General features: G+C 72.4%; 16 protein-coding genes. 11 read left to right on the top strand and 5 right to left on the bottom strand.

What is annotated here, in order from left to right:
- Nucleotides 1–77: 77 nt before the first annotated feature.
- From ACRAKF_RS05520 to ACRAKF_RS05505, 4 genes are all read right to left on the bottom strand, one after another.
- Nucleotides 78–1,541 carry a rhamnulokinase gene (locus ACRAKF_RS05520; RefSeq protein ID WP_447035715.1) on the bottom strand — a complete coding sequence of 488 codons (1,464 nt, stop codon included), beginning with the start codon at nucleotides 1,539–1,541 and terminating at the stop codon, nucleotides 78–80.
- A gap of 374 nt (nucleotides 1,542–1,915) precedes the next feature.
- Complete coding sequence (locus ACRAKF_RS05515) at nucleotides 1,916–3,967, bottom strand: bifunctional aldolase/short-chain dehydrogenase (protein WP_447041827.1); 2,052 nt, start codon at nucleotides 3,965–3,967, stop codon at nucleotides 1,916–1,918.
- A 104-nt stretch (nucleotides 3,968–4,071) separates the two neighbouring features.
- The gene (gene rhaI, locus ACRAKF_RS05510) at nucleotides 4,072–5,259 is read right to left on the bottom strand and encodes an L-rhamnose isomerase (RefSeq protein ID WP_447035714.1); all 1,188 of its coding nucleotides are present in this window, start codon (nucleotides 5,257–5,259) and stop codon (nucleotides 4,072–4,074) included.
- Between the two features lie 34 nt (nucleotides 5,260–5,293).
- Nucleotides 5,294–8,488: an alpha-L-rhamnosidase gene (locus tag ACRAKF_RS05505; protein ID WP_447035713.1), complete on the bottom strand. Its 3,195-nt coding sequence runs from the start codon at nucleotides 8,486–8,488 to the stop codon at nucleotides 5,294–5,296.
- A 282-nt stretch (nucleotides 8,489–8,770) separates the two neighbouring features.
- On the opposite strand from ACRAKF_RS05505, the gene ACRAKF_RS05500 reads away from it, so the two are divergent.
- From ACRAKF_RS05500 to ACRAKF_RS05470, 7 genes are all read left to right on the top strand, one after another.
- On the top strand, nucleotides 8,771–10,267 hold the full coding sequence (locus tag ACRAKF_RS05500; RefSeq protein WP_447035712.1) for a sugar ABC transporter ATP-binding protein: 1,497 nt from the start codon (nucleotides 8,771–8,773) through the stop codon (nucleotides 10,265–10,267).
- A gap of 313 nt (nucleotides 10,268–10,580) precedes the next feature.
- A complete protein-coding gene (locus tag ACRAKF_RS05495; RefSeq protein ID WP_447035710.1) occupies nucleotides 10,581–11,639 on the top strand; it encodes an ABC transporter permease in 1,059 nt (352 codons plus the stop codon).
- A complete protein-coding gene (locus ACRAKF_RS05490; protein ID WP_447035708.1) occupies nucleotides 11,632–12,654 on the top strand; it encodes an ABC transporter permease in 1,023 nt (340 codons plus the stop codon). The genes ACRAKF_RS05495 and ACRAKF_RS05490 overlap by 8 nt, the downstream gene beginning before the upstream one ends.
- Nucleotides 12,655–12,717: 63 nt before the next feature.
- Nucleotides 12,718–13,830 (top strand): rhamnose ABC transporter substrate-binding protein, encoded by a 1,113-nt coding sequence (rhaS, locus tag ACRAKF_RS05485; RefSeq protein WP_447035706.1) that lies wholly within the window; start codon nucleotides 12,718–12,720, stop codon nucleotides 13,828–13,830.
- Nucleotides 13,831–13,927: 97 nt separating this feature from the next.
- Entirely contained in the window at nucleotides 13,928–14,962 is a 1,035-nt protein-coding gene (locus ACRAKF_RS05480) for a LacI family DNA-binding transcriptional regulator (protein ID WP_447041826.1), read from the top strand.
- A gap of 139 nt (nucleotides 14,963–15,101) precedes the next feature.
- Nucleotides 15,102–16,403 carry an alpha/beta fold hydrolase gene (locus tag ACRAKF_RS05475; RefSeq protein WP_447035705.1) on the top strand — a complete coding sequence of 434 codons (1,302 nt, stop codon included), beginning with the start codon at nucleotides 15,102–15,104 and terminating at the stop codon, nucleotides 16,401–16,403.
- A gap of 93 nt (nucleotides 16,404–16,496) precedes the next feature.
- Nucleotides 16,497–17,264 carry a PIG-L deacetylase family protein gene (locus ACRAKF_RS05470; protein ID WP_447035704.1) on the top strand — a complete coding sequence of 256 codons (768 nt, stop codon included), beginning with the start codon at nucleotides 16,497–16,499 and terminating at the stop codon, nucleotides 17,262–17,264.
- A gap of 179 nt (nucleotides 17,265–17,443) precedes the next feature.
- Here ACRAKF_RS05470 and ACRAKF_RS05465 read toward each other — a convergent pair whose 3' ends face one another.
- On the bottom strand, nucleotides 17,444–18,505 hold the full coding sequence (locus ACRAKF_RS05465; protein ID WP_447035703.1) for an NAD(P)/FAD-dependent oxidoreductase: 1,062 nt from the start codon (nucleotides 18,503–18,505) through the stop codon (nucleotides 17,444–17,446).
- 135 nt (nucleotides 18,506–18,640) lie between these two features.
- On the opposite strand from ACRAKF_RS05465, the gene ACRAKF_RS05460 reads away from it, so the two are divergent.
- The 4 genes from ACRAKF_RS05460 (at nucleotide 18,641) to ACRAKF_RS05445 (ending at nucleotide 22,591) form a co-directional block, all read left to right on the top strand.
- Nucleotides 18,641–19,276, top strand: coding sequence for a helix-turn-helix domain-containing protein (locus ACRAKF_RS05460; protein WP_447035702.1), 636 nt, complete (start codon nucleotides 18,641–18,643; stop codon nucleotides 19,274–19,276).
- A gap of 74 nt (nucleotides 19,277–19,350) precedes the next feature.
- Nucleotides 19,351–20,319, top strand: coding sequence for an NADPH:quinone oxidoreductase family protein (locus ACRAKF_RS05455; RefSeq protein ID WP_447035700.1), 969 nt, complete (start codon nucleotides 19,351–19,353; stop codon nucleotides 20,317–20,319).
- A complete protein-coding gene (locus ACRAKF_RS05450; RefSeq protein WP_447035699.1) occupies nucleotides 20,316–21,503 on the top strand; it encodes an acyl-CoA dehydrogenase family protein in 1,188 nt (395 codons plus the stop codon). Before ACRAKF_RS05455 ends, ACRAKF_RS05450 begins: the two co-directional genes overlap by 4 nt.
- Nucleotides 21,500–22,591: an acyl-CoA dehydrogenase family protein gene (locus ACRAKF_RS05445; protein WP_447035698.1), complete on the top strand. Its 1,092-nt coding sequence runs from the start codon at nucleotides 21,500–21,502 to the stop codon at nucleotides 22,589–22,591. The genes ACRAKF_RS05450 and ACRAKF_RS05445 overlap by 4 nt, the downstream gene beginning before the upstream one ends.
- Nucleotides 22,592–22,594 lie beyond the last annotated feature (3 nt).

Below are 22,594 nucleotides of genomic sequence, written 5' to 3'. Positions count from 1 at the left end.
CGATCATCGGATGGGTGCAGCGTACGTGGGCACGATGCGTTGCGGGAGGCATGGACGGCCACCGGTACCGGCGCCGCTCATCGCGCGCCGAGCCGCTGCTGTGCCGCCGCCCACGCGGCGGTGTCGCCCCGCGGTTCATGGCGCGTGGGCGGCTGGGCCCTCGCCACCAGGGCCCGCGCCTCGGCACGGTCGGCGAGAACGCCGTGCGCACGCGCCTGTACGAGGACGTTGCCCAGCGCGGCCGCTTCCGCCGGGCCCGCGAGGACGGGCAGCCCGCAGGCGTCCGCCGTCAGCTGGCACAGCAGGGCGTTGCGGGCACCGCCGCCGACCAGGTGGACGACCTCTATGCGGCGCCCGGTCAGACGCTCGGCGTCCACCAGGGCCTTGCGGTGGGCGAGCGCGAGGGAGTCGAGGACGCAGCGGGTCGTCTCCGCGGGCCCGGCGGGCACCGGCTGCCCCGACGCGCGGCACGCCTGCGCTATGCGGTCCGGCATCCGGCCGGGCGCGAGGAACCCGGGCGCGCCGGCGTCCACGACCGAACGCAGCGGCTCGGCCTCGGCGGCCGCGGCGAGCAGGGCCGTGAGGTCGGGGTTCCGCCAGGCGCGCAGGCACTCCTGGAGGAGCCAGAGACCCATGATGTTGCGCAGATAGCGGACCGTCCCGTCGGTCCCCAGCTCATTGGTGAAGTTGGCCTCGCGGCTCTCCTCCGTGAGGACGGGGGCGTCCAGTTCGAGCCCGGCGAGGGACCAGGTGCCGGTGCAGAGGTACGCGAAGGCCGTGCCGTCCGCCGCGGGCACCGCCGCCACGGCGGACGCGGTGTCGTGCGAGGCCACCGCGGTCACGGGGACGGGGCCCGTGAGGCCGGTCTCCTCCAGGACATGGGGGAGCAGTTCACCCGCGGGCTCCCCGGGCCGCCGCAGCGGCGGGAACAGGGCGAGGTCGATGCCGAGCCGGTCGGCCACCTCCCGCGACCAGAGCCTGGTGCGGGGGTCGATGAGCTGGGTGGTCGAAGCGTTCGTCAGCTCGGTGCCGAGGTCACCGGTCAGCCAGTACGTGAGCAGATCCGGAATGAGCAACAGCCGTTCGGCCGACCCGAGTTGTTGTGCCCGCCGGGCGGCGATGAGCTGGTACAGGGTGTTGAAGGGTGCGTACTGAAGCCCCGTCGCGGCGTACAGCTCGGCGGCCGGCATGCGCTCCCACACCTGCTCGGCGATGCCTTCGGTGCGGCGGTCGCGGTAGTGCACCGGGTTGCCGAGGAGTGCGCCGTCGGCGTCGAGCAGTGCGTAGTCCACGGCCCAGCTGTCCACGCCCACGGAGGCCACAGGACCGGCCGCCCGCAGCCCGTCCAGCACGCCCGCGTACAGCGCGAGGATGTCCCAGTGCAGGGTGCCTCCGATCCGCACGGGCCTGTTGGGAAACCGGTGGAACTCCTCCAGCTCAAGGCTGTCGTGACCGACCCGGCCCACCATGACGCGCCCACTGGACGCGCCCAGATCGACCGCGGCGAAACGGGGGGTGGAGGAACGGCGGGTGAGGGACATGAGGTGGCTCTCTCGGAGTGCGGAGTGCGGAGTGCGGAGTGCGGGGTGCGGGGTGAGGGGTGAGGGGTGCGGAGTGAACGGGGACGAGCCGGCCGGGTGCGGGGCGGGCGGTGCTGTCGGCGTGAACGTGAAGGGGTACGGGCCGCTGTCGGCTGTCGGCTGTCGGCTGTCGGGAGAGGCCGCCGGGCCGCCGGGCAGTGCCCCGCGCTCCGGGCGCCCCTCGCCGTCACCGCAGAAGCGCCCCTCGCCCGTCACCGCAGAAGCACCCCGCGCCCGCTCACCGGAGGAACGCCCCCGCCCATCACGGGAGGAACGTCCTCGCCCGCTCACCGGAGGAACGCCCCCGCCCATCACCGGAGGAACGCCCCCGCCCGTCACCGCAGGAACGCTCCCGCCACCCCCGCGTCCACCGGTATGTGCAACCCCGTCGTGTGCGACAGGTCCCCGCCCGTCAGGGCGAACACCGCGTTGGCCACGTGCTCCGGCAGGACCTCCCGCTTGAGCAGGGTCCGCTGGGCGTAGAACTCGCCCAGCTTCTCCTCGGGGACGCCGTAGACCGCCGCGCGCTTCGCTCCCCAGCCGCCGGCGAAGATGCCCGAGCCGCGGACCACGCCGTCCGGGTTGACGCCGTTGACGCGAATGGCGTCCTCACCCAGTTCCGCCGCGAGCAACCGCACCTGGTGGGCCTGGTCTGCCTTGGTCGCGGAGTAGGCGATGTTGTTCGGGCCGGCGAAGACGGCGTTCTTCGACGCGATGTAGATGATGTCGCCGCCCATCCCCTGCGCCCGCATCACCCGGGCCGCCTCGCGGGAGACCAGGAACGAGCCGCGCGCCATGACGGCGTGCTGGACGTCCCAGTCGCGGGCCGTGGTCTCCAGGAGGGGCTTGGACAGGGAGATGCCCGCGTTGTTGACGACCAGGTCCACGCCGCCGAAGGCCAGGGCCGCGGCCTCGAACGCCTCGGAGATCTGCTCCTCGCTCGTCACGTCCACGGTGACGGCGACCGCCTTGTCGGGACCGCCCAGTTCCTCGGCCACGGCCGCCGCGCCCGCCGCGTTCAGATCCGCGACGACCACGCAGGCGCCCTCGGCGGCCAGCCGGTGCGCGATGGCCCTGCCGATACCGCTGCCCGCACCCGTCACGAGAGCCACCCGTGTCGCCAGCGGCTTCGGCGTGGGCATCCGCCGCAGCTTGGCCTCCTCCAGCTCCCAGTACTCGATGCGGAACTTCTCGGACTCCTCGATCGGCGCGTACGACGACACGGCCTCCGCGCCTCGCATGACATTGATCGCGTTGACGTAGAACTCGCCGGCCACGCGCGCCGTCTGCTTGTCCTTGCCGAAGGTGAACATGCCCACCCCGGGGACCAGCACGACCGCCGGGTCCGCGCCGCGCATCGCGGGGGAGTCCGGCTCGGCGTGCCGGGCGTAGTACGCCGCGTACTCCTCGCGGTACGCGGCATGCAGCTCCCCGAGGCGGGCGATCGTCTCGTCCAGCGGAGCGGTCGGCGGCAGGTCGAGGAGCAGCGGTCGGACCTTCGTGCGCAGGAAGTGGTCCGGGCAGGAGGTGCCGAGGGCAGCCAGGCGCGGATGCCCGGCCCTGGCGAGGAAGTCGAGGACCGCCTCCGTGTCGGTGAAGTGGCCGACCTGCGGGTGGTCCCGCGAGGCGAGGCCCCGGATGACGGGAGCCAGCGCCGCCGCCCGCGCGCGGCGTTCCGGAGCGGGGAGCGGCCCGAACCCGTCGAGCTCCCCGCCGAACGGCTCCGTCCTGCCGCGCTCCGCGAGGAACCGCTCCGCCGTGCGGATCATGTGCAGGGAGTTCCTGGCGCACTCCTCGGAGGTCTCCCCCCAGGCGGTGATGCCGTGCCCGCCCAGTACACAGCCGATCGCCCGCGGGTGCTCCGCGCGCACGGCCGCGATGTCCAGGCCGAGCTGGAAGCCGGGGCGGCGCCACGGCACCCACGCCACCGTGTCGCCGAAGCACTCGGCGGTCAGCTTCTCGCCGTCGGACGCGCACGCCAGCGCGATCCCGGAGTCGGGGTGGAGGTGGTCGACGTGCGCCGCGTCGACCAGGCCGTGCATCGCGGTGTCGATGGACGGCGCGGCACCGCCCTTGCCGTGCAGGCAGTAGTCGAAGGCCGCGACCATCTCGTCCTCGCGCGCCACGCCCGCATACACCTTCTTCAGCGCGCGCAGTCGGTCGAGGCGCAGCACCGCGAGGCCCGACTCCTTGAGCGTGCCGAGGTCGCCGCCGGAGCCCTTGACCCACATGAGGCCGATGTCGTCGCCGGTCACGGGGTCGGGCGCGGTGCCCTTCGCGGAGGCGTTCCCGCCCGCGTAGTTGGTGTTGCGCGGGTCGGCGCCCAGTGCGTGGGCACGGTCCAGCAGCTCGGCCACGGGGTCGTGCCCCTGCCGCCGCCCCGCCATGCCGTCCCCGCCGCCCATGCCGTCCCCGCCGCCCATGCCGTCCCCGCCGCCCATGCCGTCCCCGCCCATACGGTGGCCGTCCACGCCGTCCCTGTCCATGTCGTTCATGCCCCCCATCCCGCCTGCTCGCCGCCGACCCGCTCCTCGACGATCAACTCCTGCCATCCTGAACGCTCGTAGGCCCTGAGCGGATCGGGGTCGATCCCCAACTCCTCCCTGACTTCCGCCAGTAGGGGACGCACATCCGTGCTGAACGCATCCATCAGCGCGCCGTTCGCCGCGAGCACGTCGCCCGTGCGCTGCGCCCCGGCCAGCGCCTCGGAGTCCACCAGCAGCGCCTTCGCCGTGGCCTCCTGCACGTTCATGACCGAGCGGATGATCGCGGGGATCTTCGCCTCGATGTTGTGGCACTGGTCGAGCATGAAGGCGACCCCCGGCGCGCCCGGGGTGCCCGCCGCGAGGCCGCCGCCGCGCACCACCTCGTACATGATCCGGAAGAGCTGGAAGGGGTCGGCCGCGCCGACCATCAGGTCGTCGTCGGCGTAGAAGCGGGAGTTGAAGTCGAAGCCGCCGAGCCTGCCCTCCCGCAGCAGCGTCGCCACGATGAACTCGATGTTCGTGCCCGGCGCGTGGTGGCCGGTGTCGACGACCACCTGTGCCTTGGGGCCGAGTTTGAGGCAGTGCGCGTACGCCGTCCCCCAGTCGGGGACGTCGGTGGCGTAGAAGGCCGGCTCGAAGAGCTTGTACTCCAGGAGCATCCGCTGGTCGTCGCCGAGCCGGTCGTAGACCGTGCGCAGCGCCTCCTCCAGGCGGTCCTGCCGGCTGCGCAGGTCGTCCTGGCCGGGGTAGTTGGTGCCGTCCGAGAACCAGAGCTTGAGGTCCTTCGAGCCGGTCGCGTCCATGATGTCGACGCACTCCAGGAGGTGTCCGACGGCCTTGCGGCGGATGGCGGGATCGGGGTTGGTGACCGAACCGAGCCGGTAGTCGTCGTCCTGGAAGACGTTGGAGTTGATGGCGCCGAGGCGCAGGCCGCGCTCCTGTGCGTACGCGGTGAGCGTGCCGTAGTCGTCGACGCGGTCCCAGGGGATGTGCAGGGCGACGGTCGGCGCGATGCCCGTGTGCGCGTGGACGCGGGCGGCGTCGTCCAGCTTCTCGCGTGTCGTCCTGGGGACGCCGGGCTGCGCGAAGACCTTGAAACGCGTGCCGGAGTTGCCGTACGCCCAGGAGGGTGTCTCCAGTGCCTGGGTGCTGAGTGCCGCTTTCACGGCGTCCTTGCTGGTTCCGGCGGTCATCACGCAGCCCTTCAGAAATGTTCGTACAGGTCGGTCAGTTGGAGAAGTGGTGGGTGCCCGAGGCCGCGGCGAAGACGGCGCAGCCGTCGGCCATCCGCAGGAACTCGGCCGCGCCGTGCCGCACCTGGGAGGCCTTCTCGGCCGGTATCCACACCTCGGCCGTGGTGTGGGCGGGCAGGGTGAGCGTGAGGCTGAACCCGTCGGAGCCTGCCTGCCAGCGTGTGGTGATGGGCCCGCGCACCGAGTCGAAACGCCCCTGCGCCCTGGTGACGCCGCCGCCGGGCCGCGGCCGGACGCGCACCTTCTTGAAGCCCGGTTCGGCGGGGGCGATGCCCGCGATGTTCGCGTACATCCACTCGCCCACGGAGCCGTACGCGTAGTGGTTGAAGGAGTTCATGCCGGCGTCCTGGAAGCTGCCGTCCGGCTTGATGGAGTCCCAGCGCTCCCACATGGTGGTCGCGCCCCGGTCGATCTGGTAGCCCCAGCTCGGGAAGGAGCGCTGGACGAGGAGCCGGTAGGCGACGTCGTTGTGGCCGGTCCCGGTGAGCACCGGCAGCAGGCGGGGAGTGCCGAGGAAGCCGGTCGACAGGTGCCAGTCCTTGGACCTGATGAGTTCGACCAGGCGGTCGGCGGCCGGCTTCCGGTCACCCTCGGCGAGCAGGTCCATGGACAGGGCGAGGACGTACGCGGTCTGCGTGTCGCCCTTCACCCGGCCGCCGTCCGTGACGTAGGCCGCGCGGAACGCGTCGCGCACGCCGCGGAACAGCGAGGTGTACGGTGCCGCGTCCTTGCCCAGCGCCTCCGCGGTCTTCGCCACCAGGGCGGCGCTGTGCGCGAAGCAGGCCGTGCCGATGACGTCCTTGGGGGTCTCGTCCTGGATGTTGAGCCAGTCGCCGTAACCCTCCGCCGGGCGGAGGTAGCCGCTGCTGTGCTTCTCCAGGTAGTCGAGCCACTTCAGCATCGACGACCAGGCCTGCTCCAGTACGCGGGTGTCTCCGTAGGCCTCGTACAGCGCCCAGGGGACGGTGACTCCCGCGTCGCCCCAGCCGGCGACGCCCTTGCCGACGGGGCCGATGTACGGCGCGACGTCGGTGAACGCCCCGTCGTCCGACTGGCTGTCGCGCAGGTCGTCGAGCCACTTCGTGAGGAAGCGGGCGGATTCCATGGTGTAGGCGGCGGTCGGGGCGAAGACGTTGATGTCGCCGGTCCAGCCGAGCCGCTCGTCGCGCGCGGGGGTGTCAGTGGGGATGGACACGAAGTTGCCGCGCAGCCCCCACGTGATGTTGCTGTGCAACTGGTCGAGCATCGGGACGTCGGTCTTGAAGTCCATGGTGAACGGGGCCGACGTGTGGATCACACGCCCGAGGACGGCGTCCAGCGGCGGCTTCCCGGGGTGGCCGGTGACCTCTACGTAGCGGAAGCCGTGGAAGGTGAAGCGCGGTTCGTACGTCTCCTCGCCGCCGCCCTTGAGGGTGTAGGTGTCGGTGGCGCGGGCCGTACGGAGGTTGGCGGTGTAGAGCGTGCCGTCCGGATTGAGGACCTCCGCGTGTCGCAGCCTGATCGTCGTGCCCGCCTTGCCGGAGACCGTCAGGCGCACCACGCCGACCATGTTCTGGCCGAGGTCGTAGACGAAGACGCCGGGCTTCGGCTCGGTCATCCTCTCGGCGGGTATGTCGTGCTCCACGCGCGTGGGCCCGTCCACCGCGGCGACGAGCGCGGCGGACACCTTCTCCACGGCGTCGGCGGCGAGCCACGTGGAGTCGTCGAAGCCGGCACGCGTCCAGCCCTCGGTCTCCCGCCGGGCGTCGTACTCCTCGCCCGACATGAGGTCCGCCTGGGTGACCGGGCCGAGAGCGGCGCGCCACGTGGTGCCGGAGAGGACGCGCTCGGTCGAGCCGTCGGTGTAGGTGACCTCCAGTTGGCCGAGGAAGGCGGGGCGCTCGCCGTACTGGTGGGGGCCGAACCAGCCGACGTTGCCCGCGTACCAGCCGGTCGCGAGCGTCACGCCCAGCGCGTTGGCCCCGGACGAGACCAGCTCCGTCACGTCGTACGTCTGGTACTGGACGCGCTTGTCGTAGTCCGTCCAGCCGGGTGCGAGGCGGTCATCGCCGACCCGCTCGCCGTTGAGGAACGCCTCGTAGAGGCCGAGTGCGGACGAGTACAGCCGGGCCCGAGCCACCTTGCGGTTCCGCAGCCGGAACTCGTGGCGGAGCTGCGCGGCGGGGGAGTGGCTGGGCACGACCTTGCCCCAGGGGCCCGCGCCCCACGCGGCGAGGAGCTTGGCAGCGGGCCAGGAACCGTCGTCGTAACCGGTGGCCCGCCAGTCGCCGGAAGGCTCCTTGTCGGCGGCCTTCCACTTGGCGTCGGTGACGAGGACGCGTTCGCCGCCCCCGGTGGTCAGTTCGAGGAGGCCGAGGAGGCCCGCGGGCCCTTCGGTGGCGTTGGTCGCGGAGACGGCGATGGCCGCGGCGCCGGGGCGGAGCTGGTCGGTCACGTCGACGACGATGGGGCGCCGCCAGTTGTCGGCTTTGTCGTCGGCCTCGGCGTGGGCCACGCGCGTGCCGTTCACGTACGCCGTGAAGCCGTTGTCGGCGGTGAGGACCAGGCGCGCCCGTGTCACGCCGTCGGGAACGTCGAAGCGGTGGCGGAACCAGCGGGTGGCGGCCGGTGCGCCGGTGGCGGGGTCACCCTCCGGGAACCAGATCCAGGAAGCCTTGTCGAGGGCGGGGGCGTCCACGAGCGCGGCCGGGGCGCCGATCCACCGCGCCGACCAGTCGGAGTCCGAGGTGAGGCCGGTCTCCCACCAGGACGGCTCGCTCCACGCGGAGGGGCGGCCGGAGGCGTCCCAGACGCGGACCGACCAGAAGTACCGGGTGCGTGACTTCAGTTCGGGGCCGCCGTAGGGGACCAGGACGGAGTCGGTGGAGGTGACCTTGCCGCTGTCCCACACGTCGGGGCGGTCGAGGCGACCAGGGGCGGTGGCGACCCGGATGCGGTAGGCGCTCTGGGCCGTGCCCCGCGCGTCGGAGGCCAGGGGCCAACTCAGCCTCGGACGCGGGGTGTCGAGACCGAGCGGATGCCGGACGTACTCGACGGTGGGGGCGGTCACGCGCAGCGGCGGGACGGGGGCCTTGCCGGGCGTGGCCGCGGCGGCGGGGGCGGTTCCTGCGACGGCCGTGCCGATGGCGGCCGTGGCGGTGGTGCCGAGCAGTCGTCTTCTGCTGATCACAACGGAACTCCGTAACGACTCGGGGATGAATCGTTTCACAGGGGCCGAAGTTAGGGAGCCGGTCTCGTGGCTGTCAAGGGATCTCGCGTACTTGGCGCCGTTCTGCGGTGCCTGTGCGGCGGTCCCGTACGGAAGTCACGATTCCCGGGTCTCACCCATTGACGGTGAAGTCGGCACGGGTCTAGCTTCCGTGGAACTTCGTTGAATCCATTCACATCTCCTTGCCTCCCTTCCCGCCTCCTTCGCGCAGTCAGGGGCGGACGTCACCGATCGGTGCTATCCATGAGAGAGCCCCCCGTCCTGGCCGCGCACGGCCTGAGCAAGTCCTTCGGCGCCGTACGCGCCCTCCAGGACGTCTCCCTGCAACTGCACGCCGGAGAGGCGCACGCCCTCGCGGGCGAGAACGGTGCCGGGAAGTCCACCCTCATCAAGACGCTCGCCGGCGTGCACCGGCCCGACGCCGGAGTGCTGCTCCTCGACGGTGAACCGGTCGTCCTGCACGGACCCGCCGACGCCCGCGACGCGGGGATCGCCGTCATCTACCAGGAGCCGACGCTCTTCCCCGACCTGTCCGTCGCCGAGAACATCTTCATGGGGCGCCAGCCGCGCCGCTCATTCGGCCGCGTCGACCACAAGGCGGTCGACGCGGCGGCCGGGGCGCTCTTCGCGCGCCTCGCCGTGGACCTCGCCCCCGAGCAGCCGGCGCGCGGCCTCTCCATCGCCGACCAGCAGATCGTGGAGATCGCCAAGGCGCTCTCCTTCGACGCCCGCGTGCTCATCATGGACGAGCCGACCGCCGCGCTCACCGGCAGTGAGGTGGCCCGCCTCTTCGGCGTCGTGCGCACCCTGCGGGAACAGGGCGCCGCAGTGCTCTTCATCTCCCACCGCATCGAGGAGATCTTCGAGCTCTGCCAGCGCGTCACGACCTTGCGGGACGGCACCCTCGTCGCGAGCGAGCCCCTTGCGGGCCTCACCGAGGACGACTTGGTGCGCCGCATGGTCGGCCGCGACCTCGGCGAGCTCTACCCCAAGCAGGACACCGAGGCCGGTGACGTCGCGCTCAGCGTGCGGCGGCTGACCCGCGAAGGGGTCTTCACCGACGTGTCGTTCGACGTCAGGTGCGGGGAGATCGTCGGGCTCGCCGGCCTCGTCGGGGCGGGGCGCAGCGAGGTCGCCCGCGCGGTGTTCGGCGTCGACCGGTGGGACGCGGGAACCGTCGAGGTCCAGGGCAAGGCACTGACCAACGGCGCCCCGAGCACCGCCATGGCGGCCGGTCTCGCGCTCGTACCCGAGGACCGGCGCGCCCAGGGCCTGGTGATGGACATGTCCATCGAGCGCAACATCGGTCTCACGGGGCTGCGTACGACGGTCCGCGCGGGGCTGATGGACCGTGGGGCCGAGCGCAGCCGTTCCCTGGACTGGGCGCTCAGACTCCAGGTCAAGTACGCGCGCGTCGCCGACGCCGTGGGGACGCTCTCCGGTGGCAACCAGCAGAAGGTCGTCCTGGCCAAGTGGCTGGCCACCGGCCCACGCGTACTGATCGTCGACGAGCCGACCCGCGGCATCGACGTCGGCACCAAGGCCGAGGTGCACCGGTTGCTCTCCGCGCTCGCCGCGGACGGCGTCGCGGTGCTGATGATCTCCTCCGACCTGCCGGAGATCCTCGGCATGGCCGACCGGGTGCTCGTCATGCACGAGGGGCGGCTCACCGCGGAGATCGCGCGGGACGACGCCACGGAGGAATCGGTGATGGCGGCGGCCACGGGGAGGGCGGCATGACAGGGCGACGCACCATGGACGCGGGCGGGCACCCGGTTTCCCGCGCCCCTGCCGGGCACCGGGCTTGCCGAGCCCCTGCCGGGCACCGGGCTTGCCGAGCCTCGGGCGTGCACCGGGCTTGCCGGACCTCGGGCGTGCACCGGGCTTCCCGAGCCTCGGTCGGGCGCCATGCTTCCCGAGCCTCGGTCGGGCATCTGGCTTCCCGGGCCCCCGCCGGGCATCTGGCTTCCCGGGCCTCGGGTGTGTGCCCGAAGTACCGCCCCAGGACGGGGCGGCGGACGTCCGTCACCGGCGAGGCAGCCGGGAGGCTCGTGTGAGTGCGGCCACGCGGAGCCCCGCGCCCGCTGTCGGCCCGGGGAAGGCCGGCGCCGGCCGGCTCGTCGACCGGGTCTTCAAGGTGCGGGAGCTCGCCATACTCCTGGTCCTCCTGGTGATGATCGTCCTCACCCAGGCGGGCAACAGCGAGTTCCTCTCCGAGCAGGGCATCAAGGACCTGCTCCTGAACGCGACCATCCTCGTCCTCGTCGCCACCGGACAGGCCCTGGTCGTCATCACCCGCAACGTCGACCTGTCCGTCGGCTCCACACTCGGCATCAGCGCCTTCGCCGCGGGCGACCACCTCCAGGGCGGGGGCGGCGCCGTCACCGCCATCGTCCTCGCCGTGGCGCTCGGCATCGGCTGCGGGCTCCTCAACGGCGCCCTCGTCAGCCTGGGCCAGGTACCGGCGCTCGTCGTGACCCTCGGCACGCTGTACGTCATCCGCGGCATCGACTCCATCTGGGTCGGCTCGCGGCAGATCACCGCGTCCGATCTGTCCGGCGGTTTCGTCGACTTCGGCTCCGGGGGCATCTCAGCGGTTCCCTGGCTCGCCCTGATCGCGCTCGCCGTCCTGGTCACCGTCGCGTACTACCTGCGGCACTTCCGCGGCGGCCGCGAGCTGTACGCGCTCGGGTCGAGCCCGGAGGCCGCACGGCTCGCCGGCATCTCCGTACGCAAGCGGATCCTCATCGCGTACACCGTGTGCGGGGCGCTCGCCGGACTCGCCGGCGCCCTGTACCTCGCCCGCTTCGGCAACGTCGACTCCGCGACCGGCAGCGGCTATGAACTCACCGTCGTCAGCGCCGTCGTGGTCGGCGGCGTGGTCTTCACCGGCGGCTCGGGCAGCGTCTACGGAGCGGCGCTCGGCGCGCTCCTGCTGACGTCCATCAACAGTGTGCTGCCCGCGCTCGGCGTCAGCTCCGTGTGGGTGCTCGCCATCAACGGCGTACTGCTCGTCCTCGCCATCGCCGTCGACCGGATCGTCGCCCTGCGCGTCGCCGAGGCGCTGAGGAAGAGGGCCGCATCGAACAGAAGGAGCGCCCGCCATGGCTGACTCCCCGCTCACGCGCGCCGTCCGCTGGGACACGGTCGTCGGCGCCCTCCTTGTCGTGCTTCTCCTGATGTCGTTCTCCTTTGTCGACGGTTTCGGGAACGCGCTCAACCTCTCCTTCCTCATCGGCAACACACTGCCCATCGCGCTGATCGCGCTGCCGATGACACTCCTCGTGGTCTCCGGCGAGATCGACCTGTCGGTGGCCTCCACCGCGGGGCTCTCCGGAGCGGTGATGGGCGCCCTGTGGAACGCGGGGCTCGCCATCGAGACGATCATTCCGCTCTGCCTGCTGCTCGGCGTGGTCTGCGGGCTCGTCAACGGCCTCCTGGTGACCCGGCTCGGGCTGCCCTCGCTCGCCGTCACCATCGGCACGATGGCCGCCTACAGGGGCATCGCCCAGATCATCCTGGGGTCGGACGCCGTCACCGACTTTCCCTCCCAGTACCTCGACTTCGCGGCCGGACGGATCGGTGACACCTTCGTCCCGTACGCCTTCCTGCCGTTCCTGGTGCTGCTCGCCGTCGCCGTCGTCGTGCTGCACGCCATGCCCTTCGGGCGCGCCCTGTTCGCGATCGGCGCGAACGAGGAGGCCGCGCGGTTCACCGGGGTACGCGTCAAGCGGCACAAGCTGTGGCTGTTCGTCCTCACGGGCCTCATGGCCTCGCTCACGGGCGTCTTCTGGGCGCTGCACTACGCGAGCGCCCGCTACGACAACGCCACAGGACTGGAACTCTCCGTCGTCGCCGCGGTGCTGCTCGGCGGCATCGACTTCGACGGCGGCAAGGGCACCCTCGGCGGAGCCGTCGCCGGGGTCTTCCTGCTCGGCGCGCTCCAGAACGCCATGAGTCTCCTCAACGTCTCCGCGCAGTCCCAGATCGTCGTCACGGGTGTGCTCCTCGTGGTGTCGGTCCTCGGGCCGCGCGTGGCACGGCAAGTGGCCACCGCGCGCGCGGGCCGCCGAACGGCGGCGGCCTCTCCCGACGTCACCAAGCAGCTGACGTCGCCCTCCCCCTGACACCACGAAGCACCGTACGACTCTCCGAAGAAGCACCGTACGACTTTCCGGAAGGGACCGACGATGTTCTCTCGCCTGCCCAGCTCCCGCACGCCCGCGGGGGTGGCCCTGCGCCGCGCCTGCGCCGCTCTCGCCGCGGTCACCTCCCTCGCCCTCACCGCCACGGCCTGCGGGGGCACCACCAAGGACTCCGCCAAGGACGACGACTCGGCCAAGGCGTCGAACGCCAAGGCCGACCCGGACGCGGAGACGAAGAAGGGCCTCACCGTCGGCTTCCTGCCCAAGCAGGTCAACAACCCCTACTTCACGGTCGCCGACAAGGGCGGTGAGAAGGCCCTGAAGGAACTCGGCTCGACCTACAAGGAGACGGGCCCCAACAGCGCCACCGACACCAGCGGCCAGGTGAGCTACGTCAACACGCTCACCCAGCAGCAGGTCGACGCCATGGCCGTCTCCGCGCAGGACCCCGGGGCCCTGTGCACCGCGCTCAAGCAGGCCATGAAGAACGGCGTCAAGGTGGTCACCTACGACTCCGACACCAAGCCGGCCTGCCGGCACGTCTTCGTCTCCCAGGCGAGCGCCGAGGCACTCGGCCGCACGCAGGTCGAGCTCATGGGCGAACAGCTCGGCTACAAGGGCGAGATCGCGATCCTCTCCGCCGCCCAGACCGCGACGAACCAGAACACCTGGATCGGCCACATGAAGGACGAGCTGAAGAAACCCAAGTACAAGAACATGAAGCTGGTGAAGACGGCCTACGGCAACGACGACGCCCAGCAGTCCTTCCAGCAGACCCAGGGTCTCCTCCAGGAGCATCCGAGGCTCGCCGGGATCATCTCGCCGACCACCGTCGGCATCAAGGCGGCCGCCCAGTACTTGTCCGGCTCCAAGTACAAGGGCAAGGTCCTGCTCACCGGCCTCGGCACCCCCAACGACATGCGCCAGTACGTGAAGAACGGCACCGTCAAGGGCTTCGAGCTCTGGGACCCCGCCAAGCTCGGCGCGCTCGCGGCGCACACCGCCGTCGCGCTCTCCTCCGGGCAGATCACCGGCAAGAAGGGCGAGACGTTCACGGCGGGCGACCTGGGGACCTTCACGATCGGCGCCGACGGCGTGGTCGACCTGGGGGAGCCGACCGTCTTCGACGAGAAGAACATCGACCAGTACAGGTTCTGAGGCCGGTACTGGACATGGGGCCGGTACGGGGTCTGAGGCCTCAGTAGGCTGGGCTGGTCCGTACGGTCGGGGACGGCCGCACAGCAGGATGGAGCACCTGGAACGCATGGTCGGCATCAAAGACGTGGCGAAGCACGCCGGAGTGTCGGTGGGCACGGTGTCGAACGTGATCAACCGCCCCGACATGGTCTCCGAGGAGACCCGCCTTCGGGTGCGCGCGGTCATCGACCGGCTCGGCTACGTACGCAGCGAGTCGGCCCGGCAGCTCCGTGCGGGGCGCAGCCGCATCATGGCGCTGCTCGTCCTCGACATGGGCAACCCGTTCTTCGTGGACGTCGCGCGCGGCGCGGAGCGGGCCGCGCACGACGCCGGGCTGCGCGTCATGGTGTGCAACAGCGGACAGAGCCCCTCCGAAGAGGCCGAGTACCTCGCGCTCTTCGCCGAGCAGCGGGTGCGCGGCGTCCTGCTCACCCCCGCCGACGCCACCGGACGGAACATCGCCGCCTTCCGCAGGCACGGCATCCCGTTCGTCCTCGTCGACCGGGTCGCGCAGGGCGCCACGGAGTGCTCGGTCTCCGTCGACGACGTGATGGGCGGCGCGCTCGCCGCCCGCCACCTGGTGGACGCGGGGCACCGCAGCATCGCCTACGTGAGCGGCCCGCCCGGGCTCAACCAGGTCAAGGACCGCCGCGTGGGGGCGCTCCAGGCGCTCGCCGAGGCGGGCCTGGACGCCTCCGCGCTGCGCGAGCTGCCCACCGAGCGGCTCGACGTGGCCGCGGGCCGCGACGCCGGGGCCCGCATCCTGGGCCTCGCGGACCGGCCCACGGCCGTCTTCTGCGCCAACGACCTGCTCGCGCTCGGGGTGCTCCAGGCGATGTACGCGGCCGGGGTGCGCGTTCCCGAGGACGTGGCGATCGTCGGCTACGACGACATCGAGTTCGCGGCGGCCGCCGTCGTACCGCTCACCTCCGTGCGCCAGCCCGCCGTGACCATGGGGGCGATGGCGGCGGAACTGCTCATGGAGGAGACGGAGTCCGAGCCCCGGCCGCACGGCGAGGACGGACACGAGCACCGGCGCGTGGTGCTCATGCCCGAGCTGGTCGTACGACGATCCAGCCTGGCGCCTCGCTGACGGGCCGCCGCGAGGGAGGTGCCGCCCGGCGGTCCGGCGCCGCGGCGGGTGTGCTGGACTGGGGCGGCAGTTCCGTACACCCGTGACGTCGCCGCGCCGCCGGCCGCCGTCACCCGGCCCACCTCGCTCAGGAGCAGTTGTGACCGTCAGCTACCGACAGCCTGGAGTCGTCCTCACCGACCGCCGCTTCGACGTGCCGCTGGACCACGATGATCCGGCGGGGGAGCGGATCGAAATCTTCGCCCGGGAGGTCGTCCCGACGACCCGCGGCGGCGACGACCTGCCCTGGCTCGTCCACCTCGCGGGTGGACCGGGACTCGCGGCCGCCCGTTTCAACGGCAAGGAGTCCTGGCTCGGCCGCGCCCTGGAGGACTTCCGCGTCCTCCTCCTCGACCAGCGCGGCACCGGCAGCTCCACGCCCGCCAACCGCCAGACGCTCCCGCTGCGCGGCGGCCCCCGGGAACAGGCCGACTACCTCGCGCACTTCCGGGCCGACTCCATCGTCCGCGACTGCGAGGCGATCCGCCCCGAGGTGACGGGCGGCGCCCCCTGGACCGTACTCGGGCAGAGCTTCGGCGGGTTCTGCGCCACGCACTACCTCTCGGCGGCCCCGGAGGGCCTCTCGACCGCGCTGATCACCGGCGGCCTGCCCACGCTCGACGGCCACGCCGACGACGTCTACCGCGCGGCCTACCCGCGCATGGCACGCAAGACCGCCGCGCACTACGCCCGCTACCCGCAGGACGTGGAGCGCGCCCGGCGCATCGCCGCGTACCTCGCCGAGCACGAGCCCGTCCTGAACGGCGGCTACCGGCTCACGGTCAAGGCCTTCCAGTCCCTCGGCATCCTGCTCGGCATGGGCGACGGCAGCCACCGTCTGCACTACCTCATCGAGGACGCCTTCGTGCGTACGCCGTCGGGCATGGCGCTCTCCGACGCGTTCCAGGAGAACGTGCAGGCCGTCCTCTCGTACGCGGGCAACCCGCTCTTCGCCGTCCTGCACGAGTCGATCTACGGGCAGGGCGAGCGGCCCACCGCCTGGGCGGCCGAGCGGGTGCGCGCGGAGTTCCCGGAGTTCGACGCGGAGAAGACCCTGGCGGGCGACGAACCGCTGCGGTTCACCGGGGAGGCCGTGCAGCGCTGGATGTTCGACACCGACCCGGCGCTCCGTCCGCTGCGCGAGACGGCCGACCTGCTCGCCGCGCGCACCGACTGGCCGCGGCTGTACGACCTCTCGCGGCTCGCGGCGAACGAGGTGCCGGCCGCCGCGTCGGTCTACCACGACGACATGTACGTCGACACGGAACACTCGCTGCGCACCGCCGGGGCGATCCGGGGGCTGCGCACCTGGGTCACCAACGAGTTCGAGCATGACGGGCTGCGGGTCGGCGGCCAGAAGGTCCTCGACCGGCTGCTCGCGATGGTCCGCGGGGAGGCGTGACCGGCGAGTGCCCGGCCGGTGAGTGCCGGACCGGTGAGTGCCCGGACCGGTGAGTGCCGGTCGATTGTCGTAGCCGCCGATTAGGCTGCCGACATGACGGAGTCACCGACCGCGGCCGAGGCCGCAGCGCCCGCGCAGCTCGCCCCCATGCCCGAGGACTGGGGGCGGGCGCTGGCCGTCGTCGCCCACCCCGACGACCTGGAGTACGGCTGCGCCGCCGCGATCGCCGGCTGGACGGACGGCGGGCGCGAGGTCGTGTACGTGCTGGCGACCCGGGGGGAAGCGGGCATCGACACGCTCGACCCGGCGGCCTGCGCGCCGCTGCGCGAGCGGGAGCAGCGGGCGAGCGCAGCCGTCGTCGGCGTCGAGACGGTGGAGTTCCTGGACCACAGGGACGGCGTGATCGAGTACGGCACGGCGCTGCGCAAGGACATCGCCGCCGCGATCCGCAGACACCGGCCCGAGCTGGTCATCACGCTCAATTACCGTGACACCTGGGGCGGCGTCGCTTGGAACACCCCCGACCACGTGGCGGTGGGCCGGGCCACGCTCGACGCCGCGGCGGACGCGGGCAACCGCTGGATCTTCCCCGAGCTGGCCGAGGAGCAGGGCCTCGAACCCTGGGACGGTGTGCGCTGGGTCGCCGTCGCGGGTTCGTCGACGCCCACGCACGCGGCGGACGCCACGGCCGGGCTCGACCGGTCCGTGGCCTCCCTCCTCGAACACCGCACGTACATCGAGGCGTTGACGGAGGAAGACCCCGAGGAGTACTGCCGTACTTTCCTCACGGGCAACGCGCGGGCGCTCGCGCCGCGCTTCGGCGGGCGGCCCGCGGTGGGCTTCGAGGTCTTCGGCCGCTGACCCGAGGCACCGCCCGTCACCGCCCGTCACCGCCCAGCATCGCCCGGCACCACTCGGCACCGCCGTCGACGCCGACAGGGACCCGCGCGCCGCACGCGAGGGGGCGCCGACCGAGCCGAGCCCACCGCACCCCTGGCACACCTGCCCCGCCTGGCCGGGGCAGGCCCATGTACCCCGCCCTAACCGGCAAGCCCGTGCACCTCGACCCCCGCCACGGCCCGAGCCGCCGCCGCCTCGGTCCCCGGGGAGAAGACCCCCGCCCTGCGGCGGGCGGCCTCCGCTTCGACGTCGGTCATGACGAGTTCGGCGTTGATCATGATGCCGGCCCGGTAGCCCGCGCTCGCCGCGTTGATCACCTGTTCCATGGGCGTCGCCGCGTTGCCCACCGCCCAGACGCCGGGGACGCTGGTCCTGCCCATCTCGTCGAGCGCCGGGTAGGGGCCGAAGGGGGTGTCCTTCGTCTGCGCGCCGAGCGCGTCCAGGAGACCGGAGCGGGCCACCGGCTTCGCGGCGACGAAGAGCACCGAGCGCGGAATGACCCGCCCGTCGGCGAGCCGCACCCCGGTGAGGCGGTCGTCCTCGACCACCGGGCCCGCGACCTCGCCCTCGACCACCGAGACCCCGGCGGCCGCGAGGCGCTCCCACTCCGCGTCCGGCAGCTCCCGCACCTTGTCCAGGAAGAGGGTCACGTCCTTGGACCACTGGGTGACGAGGAGCGCCTGGTGGCTGTTGAACGGCTCCGCGGCGAGTACGCCGAAGGCCTCGTCCCGCACCTCCCAGCCGTGGCAGTACGGGCAGTGCAGCACGTCCCGCCCCCAGCGCTCGGCGAGGCCGGGCACGTCCGGCAGCTCGTCCACGAGCCCGGTGGCAAGGACCACCTGCCGCGCGTGCACGGCCCCGCCCTCGGCGAGGGAGAGCCCGAACTCCCCGCTGCCGTCCGGGGTCACCGCGCTCACGCGGTCCCGCAGGACCTCCGCCCCGTACCGCTGAAGCTCCGCCCGCCCCTCGGCGAGGAATTCGGCGGGCGGCATTCCGTCCCGTGACAGGTAGCCCTGCATGTGGGCGGCGGGCGCGTTGCGCGGTTCGCCCGCGTCGACGACGAGCACCCGGCGCCGGGAGCGGCCGAGCACGAGCGCCGCGCTCAGGCCCGCCGCGCCGCCACCGACGACCACCACGTCATAGGCCGGCCGGTCCGGTTCTCCGTGGTGCGAGATTCCGTGCTGCGAAATGTTGTGGGTCATGGTGACCACCTCCACGGAGACCATCGCGCCGATACTGCGAAATTGACAAGTACCTTTGCCGAAACAGCAAGCGGTGCGCCATGATGGCCGCGGGAGTGAGCACGAGTGAACATGAGCGAAAAGGATGGCGGCAGCATGAGCGAGAAGAAGGATCGGGCCGTGGGGAATCCGGCGGGCGAGCCCGAGGAGATGGACGAGGTGCTCACCGAGGTCGGCCCCCGCCTGCGCCGCATCCGCAAGGAGCGCGGCGCCACCCTCGCCGGACTCTCCGAGGCCACCGGTATCTCCGTCAGCACCCTGTCCCGCCTGGAGTCGGGCCACCGCAAGCCCAGCCTCGAACTGCTGCTGCCCATCGCCCGCGCCCACCAGGTCCCCCTCGACGAGCTCGTGGGCGCCCCGCCCGTGGGCGACCCGCGCGTGCGGGCCAAGCCGATCGTCCGGCACGGCCGCACCATGCTGCCGCTCACCCGCCAGCCGGGCGGGCTCCAGGCGTACAAGGTGATCGAGCCCGCCCGTACGGCACCCGCGCCGGAGCCGCAGACCCACGAGGGCTACGAATGGCTCTACGTCCTCTCCGGAAAGCTGCGGCTCGTCCTCGGCGATCACGACGTGCTGCTCGGCCCCGGCGAGGCCGCGGAGTTCGACACCCGGGTGCCGCACTGGTTCGGGGCGACGAGCGAAGGGGGAGCCGAGTTCCTCAGCCTCTTCGGGCCGCAGGGTGAGCGCATGCACGTACGGGCGCGGCCCACGCGCAAGGAGAAGGGCCACTGACGGTTCCCCTGACGACAAGCGACCGCTTAGTATGCGCAGGAGCCCGGTCTACGACAGCCCCGTGGAGGCCCCGCATGCAGGCATGGCAAGTGCACGAGAACGGTGAGCCGGGCGAGGTGATGCGCCTCGTGGAGGTGGACCGCCCGCGGCCCGGCGAGGGGCAGGTGCTCCTGAAGGTCCGCGCGGCCAACATCAACTTCCCGGACGCGCTGCTCTGCCGGGGCCAGTACCAGGTCAGGCCGGAGCTGCCCTTCACGCCCGGCGTCGAGATCTGCGGCGAGACCGAGGACGGGCGGCGTGTGATCGCCAACCCGGCGCTGCCCCACGGCGGCTTCGCCGAGTACGCCGTCGCGGACTCCCGGGCGCTGCTGCCCGCGCCCGACGCGCTGGACGACGCCGAGGCCGCCGCGCTGCACATCGGCTACCAGACGGGCTGGTTCGGCCTGCACCGTCGCGCACGCCTCCAGGCGGGCGAGACGCTCCTGGTGCACGCGGCGGCGGGCGGCGTCGGCAGCGCCGCCGTGCAGCTCGGCAAGGCGGCGGGCGCCAAGGTCATCGGCGTCGTCGGCGGCGCCGAGAAGGCGCGGGTCGCGCACGACCTCGGCTGTGACCTGGTCATCGACCGGCGTGCGGACGACATCGTCGGCGCCGTGAAGGAGGCCACCGGCGGCCGGGGCGCGGACGTGGTCTACGACCCCGTGGGCGGCGACGCCTACGCCAAGTCGACGAAGTGCGTGGCCTTCGAGGGCCGCATCGTCGTGGTGGGCTTCGCGAGCGGGGCGATCCCCTCGCCCTCCCTGAACCACGCCCTCGTGAAGAACTACGCGATCATGGGCCTGCACTGGGGCCTGTACAACACCAAGGACCCCGGGTCGATCGCGCGCTGCCACGAGGCGCTGACCGAGCTGGCCGCCAAGGGCGTCATCAAGCCGCTGGTCAGCGAACGCGTACCGATGGACGGCGCTGCCGCCGCCGTGCAGCGCGTCGCCGACGGCGTCACCACCGGGCGCGTGACCGTCACTCCGCACGGAGGTGCCGCATGACCGACGCGACCGAACTGCGCGGGCTCACGCGGGAGTTCCTCGCCGCGCACCCGCCCGCGAGCACCGACCGCACCGACTTCCTGCGGGCCCGCTTCGATGCCGGGCTCGCCTGGGTGCACTACCCCGAGGGCCTCGGCGGGCTCGGGGCCCCGCGCTCGCTCCAGGCCGTGGTCGACACCGAACTGGAGGCCGCGGGCGCGCCCGACAACGACCCCCGGCGCATCGGCATCGGCCTCGGCATGGCCGCCCCGACCGTCCTCGGCTTCGGCACCGAGGACCAGAAGCGCCGCTTCCTCAGGCCGCTGTGGACCGGCGAGGAGGTGTGGTGCCAGCTCTTCAGCGAGCCGGGCGCAGGCTCCGACCTCGCCGCGCTCGGCACCCGCGCGGTCCGTGACGAGGCGAGCGGCGACTGGATCGTCAACGGGCAAAAGGTGTGGACCTCCAGCGCCCACAGCGCCCGCTGGGCCATCCTCATCGCCCGTACCGACCCGGAGCAGCCCAAGCACCGCGGCATCACGTACTTCGTGTGCGACATGACCGACCCGGGCGTCGACGTGCGTCCCCTGCGGCAGATCACCGGCGAGGCCGAGTTCAACGAGGTGTTCCTGACCGATGTGCGCATCCCCGACGCGCACCGCCTGGGCGAGGTCGGCGAGGGCTGGAAGGTCGCCCAGACCACCCTCATGAACGAGCGCGTCTCCATCGGAGGCATGCGCATTCCCCGTGAGGGCGGCATGATCGGCCCGGTCACCAAGACCTGGCGCGAGCGCCCCGAGCTGCGCACCCACGACCTCCACCAGCGGCTCCTGAAGCTCTGGGTCGACGCGGAGGTGGCCAGGCTCACCGGCGAACGCCTTCGCCAGCAGCTCGTCGCGGGCCAGCCCGGTCCCGAGGGCTCCGGCATGAAGCTCGCCTTCGCCCGCCTCAACCAGGAGATCAGCGGCCTGGAAGTGGAACTCCTCGGCGAAGAGGGGCTCCTGTACGACGACTGGACGATGCGGCGGCCCGAGCTGGTGGACTTCACGGGTCGCGACGCGGGGTACCGCTATCTGCGGTCCAAGGGCAACAGCATCGAGGGCGGGACCAGCGAGGTCCTGCTGAACATCGTCGCCGAGCGCGTCCTGGGCCTGCCCTCGGAGCCGCGCACCGACAAGGACGTCGCCTGGAAGGACCTCGCGCGATGAGCGACCTGCTGTACTCCGAGGAGGAAGAGGCGCTGCGCTCCGCGGTGCGCGACCTGCTCTCCGACCACTGTGACACCACGGCCGTGCTCGCCCGCGTCGAGACGGCCGAGCCGCACGACCGGGAGCTGTGGAAGGCCCTCACCGAGGGGATGGGCCTCGCGGGCCTCCTGGTCCCCGAGGAGCTGGGCGGCCAGGGCGCGACCCACCGCGAGGCCGCCGTGGTCCTGGAGGAGCTGGGCCGGGCCGTGGCGCCCGTCCCGTACCTGACCAGCGCGGTCGTGGCCACCGAGACGCTGCTCGCGTGCGAGGGCGAGGCGGCGCGCGAACTGCTCGGCGCGCTCGCGTCGGGCCGCACGGTCGGCGTGCTCGCGGTGCCGCTGTCCGGCGCGCCCGGGGACACCGGCTTCGCCGTCCAGGCGCGGGACGGCGTCCTCAGCGGCCGGGTCACCGGCGTGGCGGACGCCGTGGCCGCGGACGTGTTCCTCGTACCCACGGCCAACGGGCTCTACGCGGTCGACGCCGCGGGGGACGGGGTCACCGTCGCTCCCTCGACCTCGCTGGACCTGACGCGTCCGCTCGCGGCCGTCACCTTCGACGGGGCACGCGCGCGTGCGCTGGCCCCGGACGCGGGTCCCGCACTCGCCCTCGGGCTGCGGGCCGGGGCGGGGCTCCTCGCCTCGGAGCAACTGGGCATCGCCGAGTGGTGCCTGACCGAGACGGTCACGTACGTCAAGGAGCGGCACCAGTTCAACCGGCCCGTCGGCTCCTTCCAGGCCCTCAAGCACCGGCTCGCGCAGCTCTGGCTGGAGGTGGTCAACACCCGTGCCGCCGCCCGCAACGCCGCGGACGCGCTGGCGAGGGGCAGTGACGAGTCGGGCCTCGCGGCAGCCGTCGCCCAGGCCTACGCGGCGCCGGTCGCGGTGCGGGCCGCCGAGGAGGCGCTCCAGCTCCATGGCGGCATCGGCATGACGTGGGAGCACCCCGTCCACCTCTGCCTCAAGCGCGCCAAGGCCGACTCGATCGCGTACGGCACGGCGGGCCGGCACCGCGAGGCCCTCGCGGAACTGGTGGACATCCAGGCACCCTGACCG

The organism is Streptomyces sp. DSM 118878 (assembly GCF_052936595.1).
The sequence above is the reverse complement of the archived record's forward strand: the minus strand, read 5'-3'. Positions and strand labels throughout refer to the sequence as shown.